Source organism: Paenibacillus sp. JL3B1040 (genome assembly GCF_057063165.1).
Genome location: NZ_CM169317.1, coordinates 1,611,889 through 1,626,098, shown reverse-complemented (window position 1 = coordinate 1,626,098; position 14,210 = coordinate 1,611,889). Strand labels below are relative to the sequence as shown.

13 protein-coding genes are annotated in these 14,210 nt (G+C 54.5%); 1 reads left to right on the top strand and 12 read right to left on the bottom strand.

What is annotated here, in order from left to right; all coding sequences use genetic code 11:
* Positions 1–3: 3 nt before the first annotated feature.
* Positions 4–1,020: a LacI family DNA-binding transcriptional regulator gene (locus ACZF99_RS07195; RefSeq protein WP_483610336.1), complete on the top strand. Its 1,017-nt coding sequence runs from the start codon at positions 4–6 to the stop codon at positions 1,018–1,020.
* Positions 1,021–1,083: 63 nt separating this feature from the next.
* Here ACZF99_RS07195 and glnA read toward each other — a convergent pair whose 3' ends face one another.
* From glnA to ACZF99_RS07135, 12 genes are all read right to left on the bottom strand, one after another.
* Positions 1,084–2,508, bottom strand: a complete 1,425-nt coding sequence (gene glnA, locus ACZF99_RS07190; RefSeq protein ID WP_483610334.1) for a type I glutamate--ammonia ligase — start codon at positions 2,506–2,508, stop codon at positions 1,084–1,086.
* 228 nt (positions 2,509–2,736) lie between these two features.
* On the bottom strand, positions 2,737–3,780 hold the full coding sequence (aroF, locus tag ACZF99_RS07185; RefSeq protein ID WP_483610332.1) for a 3-deoxy-7-phosphoheptulonate synthase: 1,044 nt from the start codon (positions 3,778–3,780) through the stop codon (positions 2,737–2,739).
* A gap of 532 nt (positions 3,781–4,312) precedes the next feature.
* Positions 4,313–5,020, bottom strand: coding sequence for a CAP domain-containing protein (locus tag ACZF99_RS07180; protein ID WP_483610330.1), 708 nt, complete (start codon positions 5,018–5,020; stop codon positions 4,313–4,315).
* A gap of 108 nt (positions 5,021–5,128) precedes the next feature.
* Positions 5,129–6,088, bottom strand: a complete 960-nt coding sequence (locus tag ACZF99_RS07175; RefSeq protein ID WP_483610328.1) for a 4-hydroxy-3-methylbut-2-enyl diphosphate reductase — start codon at positions 6,086–6,088, stop codon at positions 5,129–5,131.
* A 64-nt stretch (positions 6,089–6,152) separates the two neighbouring features.
* The gene (locus ACZF99_RS07170; RefSeq protein ID WP_483610326.1) at positions 6,153–7,610 is read right to left on the bottom strand and encodes a sensor histidine kinase; all 1,458 of its coding nucleotides are present in this window, start codon (positions 7,608–7,610) and stop codon (positions 6,153–6,155) included.
* Positions 7,611–7,612: 2 nt separating this feature from the next.
* Entirely contained in the window at positions 7,613–8,302 is a 690-nt protein-coding gene (locus tag ACZF99_RS07165) for a response regulator transcription factor (protein WP_483610324.1), read from the bottom strand.
* 151 nt (positions 8,303–8,453) lie between these two features.
* Entirely contained in the window at positions 8,454–10,073 is a 1,620-nt protein-coding gene (locus tag ACZF99_RS07160; RefSeq protein WP_483610322.1) for a S1C family serine protease, read from the bottom strand.
* A 133-nt stretch (positions 10,074–10,206) separates the two neighbouring features.
* Positions 10,207–10,863 (bottom strand): response regulator, encoded by a 657-nt coding sequence (locus ACZF99_RS07155; protein WP_483610320.1) that lies wholly within the window; start codon positions 10,861–10,863, stop codon positions 10,207–10,209.
* Complete coding sequence (locus tag ACZF99_RS07150; RefSeq protein WP_483610318.1) at positions 10,826–11,902, bottom strand: sensor histidine kinase; 1,077 nt, start codon at positions 11,900–11,902, stop codon at positions 10,826–10,828. The genes ACZF99_RS07155 and ACZF99_RS07150 overlap by 38 nt, the downstream gene beginning before the upstream one ends.
* 4 nt (positions 11,903–11,906) lie before the next feature.
* Positions 11,907–12,863 carry a cell wall-active antibiotics response protein LiaF gene (gene liaF / locus ACZF99_RS07145; protein ID WP_483610316.1) on the bottom strand — a complete coding sequence of 319 codons (957 nt, stop codon included), beginning with the start codon at positions 12,861–12,863 and terminating at the stop codon, positions 11,907–11,909.
* Between the two features lie 169 nt (positions 12,864–13,032).
* Positions 13,033–13,182 (bottom strand): hypothetical protein, encoded by a 150-nt coding sequence (locus ACZF99_RS07140; protein ID WP_198136242.1) that lies wholly within the window; start codon positions 13,180–13,182, stop codon positions 13,033–13,035.
* A 132-nt stretch (positions 13,183–13,314) separates the two neighbouring features.
* Positions 13,315–14,007 carry a 3D domain-containing protein gene (locus tag ACZF99_RS07135; RefSeq protein ID WP_483610314.1) on the bottom strand — a complete coding sequence of 231 codons (693 nt, stop codon included), beginning with the start codon at positions 14,005–14,007 and terminating at the stop codon, positions 13,315–13,317.
* Positions 14,008–14,210: the final 203 nt, after the last annotated feature.

Here is a 14,210-nt window from a genome sequence, read left to right as displayed (position 1 = left end):
ACCATGAATATGAAGCGTATCGCCGAATTAGCCGGCGTATCCGTAGCCACCGTATCCAAAATCGTCCATAATTATAGCGATATCTCGGAGGAAACCCGTACCAAGGTGCTTGAGGTCATGCGGCAAACCGGATATATTCCCGCCCATACGGCAAAGGCCCTGGCCAAGAAGCAAACCCCGGTCATCGGAATCGTCTTTGCCGGCAAACGGCATGCGGATTTTGCCCATCCTTTTTTTGCGGAAGTGCTCAACGCATTTCAGAAACAGGTGGGGCTGTTCGGTTACGATTTGCTGTTTCTAAACCCGGAACAGGAGCGCGGCGGGGACGCCGATTACTTATCCCGTTGCCGCCAGCACCTGACGGCCGGATGCTTTATCGTAAACGGACAGGAGGTGGGAACGGAGGTCCAAGCGCTGGATCAGAGCGAGATTCCTTGTATCGGCATTGATATTCCGCTGCGCGGCCGGAGCTCCGGCTACCTCATGTCGGATCATGCCAGCATGTCGGCCAAAGCGGTAGAGCACTTCTACCTGCTGGGTTATCGGGAGCTTGGTTATATCGGCAGCGCGATGGAATCGGACATCTCCAGTCAGCGGGAACGAGGGTACCGGAAAGCCTTGGAAAGCTACGGAATCCCCATTCGGGAAGAATGGTTCACCGGCGGCGATAGCTTCTACGAGGCCAGCGGTTACGAGGCCATGACCCGGATGATCCGCGCCGGCTCCTTGCCTCGGGCGATCTTTGCCGCCTCCGATTTGCTTGCCATCGGGGCCATGCGGGCGCTTCGGGAACACGGGCGGCGCGTTCCCGAAGAGGTTGCCCTGATCGGCTGCGATGATATCGAGGCCTGCAGATACGTCAGCCCGGCACTCACGACCATCCGCCAAAATAAAGAAAAGCTCGGGCGTCTGGCCGCCTCTCTGCTCTTTGACCTGATCCATAACCAGTCGCAAGCCAGTTCCGTGGTCGTCGAGCCGGAGCTGGTCGTACGAGCATCGTGCGGCAGCAGAGACGTATAAATAAGCGCAAAAAAAGCTCCCTATCCGTCGGATGGGGAGCTGTCGTAGGATGGCTTATTCGGCTTACAGATCGTAATAAAGGCCAAATTCGTAAGGATGCACTCGAACCGCAACGGCTCTGGCTTCGGCGCGCTTCATTTCCACGAAGTTGTCGATAAACGCCTTCGTGAATACGCCGCCTTGGGTCAGGAATTCATAGTCGCTTTCCAAAGCGTTCAGCGCTTCGTCCAGGGAACCCGGAACGCTGCGGATTGTCGCTTTCTCTTCGTCGGACAGCTCATAGATGTTCTTGTCGAACGGACCGTAGCCCAGTTTCACCGGATCGATCTTGTTCTTGATGCCGTCAAGGCCGGCCATCAGCATCGCGGAGAAGGCCAGATACGGGTTGGCCGTAGAGTCCGGTGTCCGGAATTCGATACGGCAGCCCTTCGGCGTTACGGCAGCTAACGGGATCCGGACCGCCGCCGAGCGGTTCCCTTTCGAATAGACCAGGTTAACCGGAGCCTCGAAGCCGGGAACCAGACGTTTAAACGAGTTCGTGCTCGGATTCGTAAACGCGATGATCGCCGGAGCATGGTACAGGATGCCGCCGATATAGTTCAAGGCCGTTTCGCTCAGGTTCGCATAAGCGCCTTTTTCATAGAACAGCGGAGTGTCGCCATTGAAGATTGATTGGTGCACGTGCATCCCGCTGCCGTTGTCGCCAAACAGCGGTTTCGGCATAAATGTGGCCGTTTTGCCAAATTGAGCGGCCGTGTTATGCACGATGTATTTGTAGACCATCAGATTATCGGCGGTTTTCAGCAGTGTGTCGAAACGGAAGTTGATCTCCGCTTGACCGGAGGTGGCTACCTCATGGTGGTGACGTTCCACGCGAATGCCGGCTTCTTCAAGCAAGCGGCACATTTCGCTGCGGATGTCCTGCTGCTTGTCGGTTGGCGCAACCGGTACATAGCCGCCTTTAACCGGCACTTTGTAACCCAGGTTGCCGCCTTCCTCCGCACGTCCCGTGTTCCAGATGGCTTCCTCGGAATCAACCGAGTAGAACGTTTTGTTCATCCCGTTCTCGTAACGGACGTCATCGAAAATAAAGAATTCGGACTCCGGCGCAAAAAATGCCGCCGTGCCTACGCCGCTTTGCTTCAGGTATTCTTCCGCACGCACCGCCACGCTGCGCGGATCGCGCTCATAACGGTCGCCGTCCGGCGTATAAATATCGCAAAACACGTTTAACGTCGGATGTGCGGTAAACGGATCGACGAATACGGAACCATGGTCCGGCATCATGACCATGTCGGATTCTTCGATGCCGCGGAACCCGGGGATCGAAGATCCGTCGAAAGCAACGCCGTTCACGAAAGTTTCCTCATTCACTTCTTTAGCCGGAAGCGTAATATGATGTGCCCGCCCGGATAGATCCACAAAGCGAAAATCCACCCATTCGATTTGTTTTTCCTTGATTGTTTTTAAAACGATCTCTGCTGACATACTCTTTCCTCCCCAAATCACGAACATTAAATCTCTTTTTTGCGTTTAACGTTCATCCTTTAGTATGATTATGTCGTCATTATAGGACTATGGAGGCGAAGTCGTCAATACTTATGTAAGGTATTTTTACATCGGATATAAGGTATTATTACGCATAGTACAAATTAATCGACAAATAGTATAAAAGCCCACTCGCCGTATAGCGAATGGGCTTTGGGTCTGCTTATCTCACACGTGAAGTGCGGCTTTCGGGGTATCGAAGCGTTTGCCGACAAGCGGCGCCAATTTCTCCAAATCTTGCAGCAAAGCGGCGAATTGGTCAGGGAACAAAGATTGCACGCCATCGCCGGTCATCGAGTTGTCCGGATCGGTGTGCATTTCGATGATCAGTCCGTCCGCACCGGCGGCCACGGACGCTTTCGTCATCGGCTCCACGAGCTCGCGGCGGCCCGTGCCATGGCTCGGGTCGGAGATGACCGGCAGGTGGCTCAAGCCCTGCAGTACCGGAATCGCCGACAGATCCAGCGTATTGCGCGTGTATGTCTCGAACGTGCGAATCCCCCGCTCGCACAGCATCACGTTCGGATTGCCTCCCGCGAGGATATATTCAGCCGCGTTCAAGAACTCGTCGTAGGTGGCGCTAAAGCCGCGTTTCAGCAGCACCGGCTTGTTGCAGGTACCCAGCTTGCGCAGCAAATCAAAGTTCTGCATGTTGCGTGTTCCGACCTGTAGGATGTCGGCGTATTCGGCGCACACATCCACGTACTCCGGCGTCATGACCTCCGTAATGGTCAGCAGCCCGTGCTTCTTGCCCGCCTCCGCCATCATGATAAGACCCTCCACGCCGATCCCCTGGAAGCTGTACGGGCCCGTACGGGGCTTAAACGCGCCGCCGCGCAACACCTGGCCGCCGGCCGCCTTCACCAAACGGGCGATCTCGTCGATTTGCTCCGGCGATTCCACCGCGCAGGGGCCGCCCATAACGACCAGCTCGCCGCCGCCGATCGTAACGTCGCCGATCGTAATCACCGTATCTTCCGGATGAAAATCCCGGCTGGCCAATTTGTAGGACTTGGAAATTTTAATCACATTCTCGACGTCCTTCATTTGGCGAAGATGTTCGGCGAGTTTCGGTTCGATCGAGCCGATCAATCCGATGACAGTCCGGTCCTTCCCGCGGGAAACATGGGTCTGCAAGCCTTCCTTTTCAATCACGGCGATAATTTCCTGAACGCGCTCCTCGGGCGTTTGATTAGACGTAATAACGATCATTCCGATTCCATCCTTTCTTCATAAAACGATTCGTCTACGGGCTAAAAACCAATATTCGAATGTACATGCACTATTTCGCTTGAACGCTTGTGTGCTTTTAAGCTTTTATCCATTAAAGCAACTATAGCTGATTTTGCCTCTTCCGTCAACCCTAATAGATCTGGTGTCCCCATTAGATCTAGGCGAGCGCGGAATGAACGCAACGCTCGAGTCAACCCGCCTTGGTCAAAGGCTTGTTACGCTTGTCACGATTATCCCGTTTAGTCAGACAGCAAAAGAATGAGCAAGCTCGGCGTTAATTGCTGAAAGTACGGCGAGGTTCGGAAGGACGTGTGAGACGGACTTAGGGCAAAGAGACAAGTTGTGGTAGCATGGCGGGTGCAATCCGTTATCCTGTGCACGCCTCCCATCGCTTCCTGACTAAAAGGGATCATCGTGAAAAGGAGCCTGAGGCGTTCACAAGCCCCGTTGTTTCGCGGCGAACATGTAAAAAGACCGGAGACGAGTGCTCTCCGGCCTTACGTTTAACCGCTTATCTTCCAACGAACTCTTGCGCCCAATAGCCGTTATAGTAACCGACGCCGATCAGGTTGTAGTTCGCGTTCAAAATGTTGGCGCGGTGGCCTTCGCTGTTCATCCAGGCGGTGACGACCTCCGCTGGCGTTTTTTGCCCCATGGCGATGTTCTCGCCCGCGTAACTGTACTTGATGCCGAACTTCGTCATCATGTCGAACGGCGAACCGTACGTTGGGGACGTGTGGCTGAAGTAGTTGTTCTGGCTCATATCCTGCGCTTTGGCCAAAGCCATGTTGTTCAGCGCTGCGTCACCGGTAAGCGGCTTGAGACCTTGCTTCGCACGCTCTTGGTTCACCAGCGTAATGACCTGGGTCGCAAACTGCGACTTGTCGGTCGTTGCATTTTGCGTATTGCCGGTCTGCGTGGTTCCCTGCGTCGTTCCTTGCTTTGTTCCCTGCGTCGTTCCGGTCTGCGTCTGGCCGCCCGTCGTGCCTTGGCTGCCGCTTTGTACCGGTTGCTGCGGTTGATAGTATTGATACCACGGAATCGTAAAGTAGTTCGTCCAAGTGTTCGTGCCGTTAATTGTATAAGTCTTATAGGTCGTATAAGTTTTATAATTTGCCTTATTCGAGGCTGCCGAAGCCGAAGCCGGCACCATGACCGCCGCAACCAACATTGCGGTTAATCCGCCCGTTATCCATCGCTTCATTCGATTCGATTTCATCATGTCATCTCCTTAGTTGTAGTGGTTAACATGGTTACATTTTTGTAACCTTTCTACAACGAGTATAACATGAATCGTTTCCTCTGGGACCCCGCAAATGTTGGAAATTTAATCCCCTTTACTTTTGGCTCCGACTTTGACCGGAGGCAGCAGCTTCGCCGGATTGACCGTTCGTACGATTTCCCAGGTTGCCGGATCTTCCGGGTCGTATTGCTCGAGGTATTGAATAACCTCCTTCGTGATCGGCGTCGGCGTCGATGCGCCCGATGTCACCGCTACTTTACGGACGCCATCCAGCCATTCGCGCTTCAGTTCCGTAACATCCGCGATCCGGAATGCCTTCACTCCGGCAATCTCCTCCGACACCTGGGCCAGCCGGTTGGAGTTGTTGCTCCGGGGATCGCCGACGACGATCACGAGGTCCGCCTGGCCGGCTTGTTCCGCAACCGCCTGCTGGCGCAATTGGGTCGCCAGGCAAATCTCGTTGTGCACCTCGGCCCCCGGATATTTCTCCAGCAGTTTTTTCATAATATGCTTGATATCCCACTGGCTCATCGTCGTTTGGTTGGTAATGACGATTTGGCCCGCCGTGAGACTCAGCTGTTCGATCTCTTCTTCCTTCTCGATCAAATGCACCTTGCCCGGAGCGACGCCCACCGCGCCTTCCGGCTCGGGATGCCCTTTCTTCCCGATGTAGATCACCTCGTATCCTTCGGCGACCTTCTCTTCGATCAGCACATGGGTTTTGGTCACGTCCGGGCAAGTGGCATCCACCGTCGTCAGCCCTTTGTCGCGGGCCAGCTTGCGGACCTCCGGCGATACGCCGTGGGCCGTGAAAATGACCGTGCCGCTCTCCACCTTGCTCAAGATCTCAAGACGGTTCGGGCCATCCAGCGTGATAATCCCTTCGTCCTCGAACGAATTCGTGACATGACTGTTGTGCACAATCATGCCGAGTATATAAATCGGCCGCGGCAAATCGAGGTTCTGAGCCGCTTGCCGGGCCAGAACCATCGCGTCCACAACGCCGTAGCAGTAACCGCGCGGTGAAATTTTAATGACTTCCATGAGTCGTATCCCTGCTTTCTTGTCCCCCGGATTTCCTGACGGAGGGGAGCCTCTCTATTATAAACTATTCCGGAAGGGCGATAAAGACAGCGGGCAGCCAGATGATAAAAGTCGTCCCTTCCCCAAGCTTGGTTAACACCTCCACGGAACCCTCATGCTCGTCGATAATCCACTTGGCGATGGATAACCCCAGCCCGGTCCCTTGAATGACCCCGCGCGATGGATCGGCCCGATAGAAACGCTCGAAAATATGCGGGACCTCGCTGCGGTCCATCCCGATCCCCGTATCGGCGATACGGATACCGATCTGCCCTCCGGATTGAATAGCATCGATCGTAACGCTGCCCCGCTCGGTATATTTGAACGCATTTTCTATGAAAATAAACAACATTTGCTGCAGATAATCCCTGCTTCCGTTGACAGTCACCCCGTTGAGCGCCTGCAAATCTCCCTGGACCCACTCCGCATTGCGCGGGAGAAATTGCGCCCGGCGAACTACTTCCTCCACAACCGGCGCCAGCGGAAGCGGCTCTTTCGTCAATGTCTGCCCGGCATCGGCCCGGGCCAGCGACAGCATATCGTTCACGAGCCGGCTCATGCGTTCGGACTCTGCGGCAATATCGCTTACCGCCTCCAGCGAGAATCTGCGCACCTGCTCCTCCTCGCCGGCATTGCGCCGCGCTTCGTCCTGGGTCCACATGCGCTTCAACAAATCTACGTTGCCCCGTATCGTCGTGAGCGGCGTTCGCAGTTCGTGGGAGGCGTCCGAAACAAAACGGCGCTGGGCGGAATAAGCTTCTTCCAGCTCTTTATAGAATCCTTCGGTTCGGGCCAGCATGTTGTTGACGGTACCGATCAATTGGCCGATTTCATCGTTTGGCCCCTCGTAGTCGATCCGCACGCTTAGGTCGTTGCTGGTCTGGATTCCGTTTGTCGCTTCGATCACCTTGCCGATCGGGGCCATCGATTTGCGAGCAAGAAAGAGGCCCAGCGAACTGGCCGCTAAAATGGTGATGGTCGAGCCAAACATTAAGACCGTGCTCATCCGCTTCATCAACTTGTCTTCGGCACCGGTATAGGCCGCAAGCTGGATCAAGCCGATCAAATTGTTGTCCAGCGTGATCGGGAGCTGGTACAGCAAAAACGATTGATTATAGAGCTGAACCCTCTTGAACCCCGCGATCTTGCTAACCGAATCGCCGTTGGGAATCGGAAACTTCATATTCCAATTCAGCAAATTTTGCGAATAACGCGTGTGGCCGTCCGTATAATTATGGATCTGCACGAACAACTGGGCGTCTTCCAGACGGTTCGCCTGCTTCGGATCCAGATAAAAATCCAATCCTTGTGTGATACTGTAACTTTGGGAGTTTTTGATCCGGTTGGCCTGATCCTCCAACCGATTTCTCACTTCCATATACGTGTTGTAACTGACAAGCCCATAGATCGAAGCGCTGAACAGGATCAGCGTCACGGCCAGAATCCCGGTGTACCAAGCAGTCAGCCGCAGCCGGATCGACATGCTTAAGCCTCTCCTCTCAGGATATAACCGGCCCCGCGTATCGTTTGAATGACGCGCTTGCCGCCGTGCTCCTCCGTCTTTTGTCGGAGCATGGCAATATAAACCTCCAGCACGTTCGATTCCCCGCTGTAGTCGTAACCCCAAATTTTGTCCATGATCAAATCGCGGGTGAGCAGCCGTTTTGGATTTTGCATGAACAGGTGGAGCAGTTCGAATTCCTTGGCCGTCAGCTCCAACCGCTGCCCGGACCGCGTGACCTCGCGGGAATCGAGATCCATGACGATGTCTTCGAACAAGAGGCGTTGGCTGCCCGCGTCCCCCGCGGCATCCTTGCGCCGAAGCAACGCCCGCACCCGAGCCAGCAGCTCCTCGAGAGCAAACGGTTTGACCAGGTAATCGTCCGCGCCCAGATCCAGACCCTTCACCCGGTTCTCGACCTCGTCCTTGGCGGTCAGCATCAGCACCGGCACGGTGCTTCCGCCTTCGCGCAATCGACGGCACACCTCAAACCCGTCTACTTTTGGCATCATCACGTCCAAAATGATCAGATCCGGGTCGGCGCTCATCATCATTGACAGTCCTTCCGCCCCGTTCTGGGCCGTAAAAACGTCGTACCCCTCGAACGCCAGGCCGCGCCGCAGCATCGACGTGATTTTCTCATCATCATCTATGACCAAAATTGCCGATCTCACGAACAATCTCTCCTTTGCCCTGCTTGCTTAGGCAAGCTCCACTGTCTCCATTGTACCAAAACGGACGGCTTCCCCGCATCCGATGTCAAAAAGGCGGCAGGCTCTTCCTGCCGCCTTTGTCGCCCGTTGTTTCCGGTCTGCACAGTGCGGATTATTCCACGTTGTATTCGTTTTTGTCGCCGATCGTGACTTCAAGATCGATGTTTTTGCCGTTACGTACGACATTCAGCGTCACTTTCGTACCAACCTGCTGCTTCTGAATGAATTCGATCAATTTCTCCTTGGTGGAGAATTTGGTGCCGTTCGCTCCGGTGATAATATCGTAAGGACGAAGGTCGGCCGCATAAGCAGGTGATTTAAATTGGATATTGGTAACCAGTGAACCGTCCGTCACATCGGTATCCATCTGTTTCGCGACTTCAGCGGTCATCGTCATTAGTGTAGCACCGATGAACGGTACCGGTTTTTGCGGGATTTTCTCATTGTTTTTCAGTTTATCGAGCACTTCGGTAATCGTGCTGGTCGGGATCGCAAACCCGATGCCTTGCGAATCGGAGCTTACGGCCACGTTAATCCCGATCACTTCGCCTTTTAGATTCAACAATGGACCGCCGGAATTCCCCGGGTTGATCGAAGCGTCAGTTTGCAGCAGATGCTCGTACTCCCGGTCTTTTTCTCCGTTTTCCCCGGGAATCGTAATGCCTCCGCGTTCCTTTGCACTCAGCACCCCGGCCGTGACCGTATGGTCAAAGCCCTTCGGGTTGCCGATCGCTACAAGCCATTCGCCAACTTGAGCCTTGTCGGAATCGCCCAACGGGATCGACGGGAAGTTGCCGTCGCCATCGATTTTCAGGACGGCCAGGTCAAGCTCGTAGCTCTTGCCCAGCACCTTCGCTTCAAAGGGCTTCTCCGTCCCCTGCACCGTGACCTGCACCACGTCGGCATTGTGAACCACGTGTTCGTTCGTTAAAATATAGCCGGCTTTATCAAAAACAAACCCGGAGCCGATGCCCGTCGGCACCAGTTGGTTGGAACCGGAAGAAGAACCGCCGTTGCTGCTGCCGCCACCATCCCCGAAGCCAAACGCGTCATCGCCGAAGAAGTAGCGGTAAAACGGATCGCTGCTGTACGGGTTGCTGCTTCTTTGCTTGCTGGCATCCGTCAGCGTTTCGATTTTTACGACGGCCGGTCCGGCTTGGTTGACGACCTTGGTTACGTCGCCCGCATCCGTTACCGGGTACAATACGTTTGTCGCGTTGCCGGTCGATTCCGTGCCGTTGCTGCCGGATGCGCTTCCCGATGCCGGCAACGAAGCGGAAGCCGCTTGATCCGACGTAAACAGGTTGGTGCGGTCCGCAAAGACCATCGCTCCGGCCATGATCAGCATCCCGGCCAATACACCGGCGATGACCGAACGGACCGAGGATTTTCTCGGCGGTTTGCTGTTGTACTGCCAATTGCCGCTTTTGGCTGCCGGCAAGCTGCCGTGCCCATCTCCGTTGGAACCGCCGGAAGGTTCGGTCATGCTGCGCACCGAGTCGTAATTTGAAGGGAACGGCTTCAGCGGCTGCGGTCTCGTCACTTCCACATCTTCGGGCTGGCTGCGTTCGTAGTCCGCGCTTTGACCCAGTCCCTCGTTTGTTTTTCCATAGGATTGAAAAGGTCCGTAAGAGTAATAATAGGAAGAGCCCGATTCCGAAGATTCTTGATGTTTGGGTTCGTTCGCGTCGTCTTCAAAAGGTTGGCCCGGTTTATTTTTCTGATCGTCCATGGGATGAATGACCTCCTTCCCCTGCATGATTCAGGGGTAACTTGTTTTCTTGTTTTTATTCTGTACCAGAAACCTTAAACGTACATTAAAAACAATTAAAAAGGAGATAAAAGCTAGAGTTCCTTAGTTCCGCCTACGAACGGGCCACCCAGCCTTGCCGGTGGGCATAGATCGCCAACTGCGTGCGGTCCTCCAGCTCGCATTTCATCAGCAGATTGCTGACATGCGTTTTGACCGTCTTAATGCTGATATGCAGTTCCTCGGCGATGTCCTTGTTGCTTTTGCCTTCCGCGATCAAGAGCAGCACTTCCTTCTCTCGCTCGGTCATCCCCGAATCGTCGCCTTGTAGGGTCCGCTGACGGAGGCCGCGCGTAAGCGCCTGAGCCACATCGCCCGTCATGACCGGCATGCCGCGAAACGCGCCTTGAAGCGCGTAAATCAGCTCTTCGGCGGAGACCGTCTTGAGTACGTAGCTGACTGCACCGGCCTCAATCGCCTGAACCACGAGATCATCCTCCAAAAAGCTGGTTAAAATCACGATTTTCACTGCGGGGAACCGGCTCAATACCTCCTTGGTCGCTTCGGCCCCATTCATGTTCGGCATCATCAAATCCATTAGAATGATATCGGGCGGCCCCTCCGGAACCCCCCGTTCCAATGCCTTCACCGCCTCGAGTCCGTCCCCGGCCTCGGCGATTACCTCGAACCCCGGATCCAGCATCAAATACGTCTTTAATCCCATTCGCACCATGTCATGGTCGTCGACGATCATCACCTTGATTTTGCTCATTCGCGGCCTCCCCTTTACTTTCCTCGAACTTCGGAATATGCACCCGAATCGTCGTTCCCGCGCCCGGTTTGCTGATGATTTCCACGTTGCCGCCCAGCTTCTCGGCCCGCTCCTTCATCGTCGTCAAACCGTAGGAGCCCTGCTTCTGATACGTACTGCTGAAGCCTTGTCCGTCATCGCTGATGCTGAGCACAACCTGGCGCGGGCCTTCCCGCAGCGACAGGCTGACCATGCCGGCGCCGGCATGCTTCACGATATTCGCCATCGCTTCCTGGATGATCAGAAACAGCTGATGCTCCTTGGCTTCAGACATATCCCCCTGGATATCCATATCCTTGATTCCCTTCAGCCCGTTTTGCCGGCAATAATCGGGAAACCATTGGTCCAGCGCCTCCGCCAAGGATTTGCCGACCAGCTCCATCGGGCGCAACTGCGCGATCAGCGCCCGCATCTGTTTTTGCGCCGTATTCGACATCTGGATCAGTTGATTCAGCACTGTCTCCGCCTGGGCCGCATTGATCTCCAGCACCTTCGGCAAGGAGGAAGCCGCCATATGGATGGCGAACAGCTGCTGGCTGACGGTGTCGTGCAAATCGCGGGCCAGCCGCCTGCGCTCCTCCAGCACCGCTCTCTCCGCCGCCTGCTCCTTCTCGACGACTTCCTGCTCGCCGAGCTGCTGCAACAGCTGCATTTTTTTCTCCATCGCATCGATCATGTTGTTGAATTCCTGGTACAACCCGTTAAACATCTGATCCGCCGTTTCCGGCATCCGTACCGATAAATTGCCTTTGGCGACCTGCAGCATGTTCAGGTGCAAATGATCGATCTTTCCCTGAATGCGCCGACCGGCGATATAGCCGATAATCAGCGCCAAAACGACGACGCCCGCGATATCGTAAATCCACATCCACGGATCGCTGACAACGATCACGCCGGTCGTGGTTCCGATATAGAAGGCAATCGCCGATAAGCTGCCGGTGAGCAAAAAGTAACACAACAGCTCCCACTTCGTATTTTTCAATATCCGCTGCACGATCATGGTGTCAACCTACCATGTTGACCTTGACGTCGCCCACAAACACGCTGACGATCAGCTTCACGCGTTTGCTTGCTTCCCCGTAATACGGAGATTCGGCCGTGACGCTGGTCATGAATCCGCCCTGCTTCTGCGTCAGCACTTTCAAGTCGCCGATGAAAGCGCTCGAGGTGGCCACGATGCCGATATCCATATCGTCGGGTACGAACACCTTGACGTCGCCGATAAACGACGATACGTTGATTTTCGTTTCCCCGTAAGGAATCTGCGCCTTGGTCAGGTCAATGATCGTATCGCCGATAAAATGCGAAATATTCATCGGTTTCAGTTGAAAATAATCCTGGCCCAAATGCACATCACCGATAAACCCGGATTTCTGAATCACCGTTCCGTGATCCCCCGGAACGCTTCCCCCATGGAAATGCCCGAATTTGGGATGCTCAAAACGCGATTTTTCCTGTTTTGGCCCTTGTTCCTTCTCCTGTTCCTTCTCCATCGAACCGAAAATCGAATCGAGCGGCGACTCCATCTCCGGATGGAACGTCGGTGGAGGGGGCGGCGGATCCATTGGCGGCATCGGTGGCGGCGGCGGGAAATCCCCATGCCGCTTGCGCCGATGCCGATCACGCGGCTTGAACAATACATACACCCCGCCGATAATTAGCATCATCGGAAAGAAGAACTGGAAAAATTCGCTGGGACTCAAAAAGATCAAATCCAGATTGCGGCCCAGAAAATAGCCGCCGATCAAAATCAATATGGCACTGCCGACAAAGTTTCCTCCCCGCCAGCCGCCGTTGCTCAGGTTCACCAATCCCCCCAAAATTAAAAACACGGGCCAGTACATCGAGAACATCTCGCCGATGCTGAAATTGGTCACCCCAAGCTGGTTCAGAAGAAAGATTCCCCCGATTCCGATCAGCATCATCCCGCCGATAAATCTTCCAAATAAGCCGTTTCTCATCTCGCTACCTCCAGTGAACTGCCTCTTACTAATGTCAGTTTACCTGAAGCCGGAGCCGGTGAACAGCGCCGCGGGATGGAAAGTGAGCTCCGTCCCGGGACCGAGGCGTCTGGGGATTTATGTAAAAAGAGCGCCCTCCGAGGGACGCCCTTTGCTTTTCACGCTATCATTATTGTTGTTTGTTCACAGAAGTCGTTGCATTGCGGGAAGCTTTCGCTTTTTGAGCAACGGTTGCCGTGCTTTCCTCAGCAAATTCCTCGTTAAACTTCTCGTTAGGTGTTTTATAACCCGGAGAAGCGGCTTTCTTTTGATTTGCCATGAATTTCACCTCCCTCTCGCATACGCCTGATCGTGAATCGCCGGCGTTTTACGTGGCCCTCTTATGTTGACCACGTAGCTTATTATGCGAACCGGGAAGACGATTTATGCGAAAAGCAAGGACGAAGTTCGTTCAAATCGCTTTATCCCACAGATTTTCGGGGATTTCCTTGCTCGCTTCCATCACTTTGCCAAGCTCCTTCAGCATCGCTTCGGTCAGCTTGCCGTCTCCTTTGCGGACGACCTGGACCTCGACCTCTTTCTTCCCCCATTCCTTATATACCTGCTTGATCGTATCGAAATAAAGGTCGATTTTATGGCCGCGGATGGCCGAGCCTTTATCGGCGACAACCCCGTAACCGTAGCCCGGAATGTAGAGGATCGTGCCGAGCGGAAAAATCTTCAAATCGGCCGCGATCGTTGAGACGGTGTCTTTGTCGCGCCGCACCTTCACGCCCGAATACGTAATGCCGTATTGCGGATGGTTCGGCTTCTTCCCGGTGGATTCGTAGCCGGCCGTATAGCCCGTCGCCAGCACCTTGACCGTTTCCACCGTTTTTTTCTTGCGTTCAGGCTGGGCCTGTTTATGTTCCGGGTTCATCCTGATGACCCGCTGATCGTGGATTTGCCAGGCCGCTCTTTCCGCCTGCAGTTGTTGCGTTTGCTTCAGCTCCAGCCATTCCGCGAAATTCCGGTATTGCCGGTTTGCGTTCAAGTGCTGCGGATGAATGCCGCTGGACGGCAGGTCCGCCGCCATCGTAAATACGAGCAGTGCCGCAAGCAAACCGCGTCTGCCTATCTTTTGCCAGAAAATAAATTGGCGCATGTTAAAACCTCCCCCTTATCCGAAAGGTTTTCCACATCCGTCCAATTCTATACATCCTGGCCCGCTTCCGCTCATATAACGTCGAGTTACTTCTCCGCGCGTGATTGTTGTAAAAAATACATCATTTCAGGGGGCTTCTCCCGCCCAAGCCCCAAATGCTGCAAAAAGTGCAACATTCTTGGGGACCTTACGCCAAAAGAGGC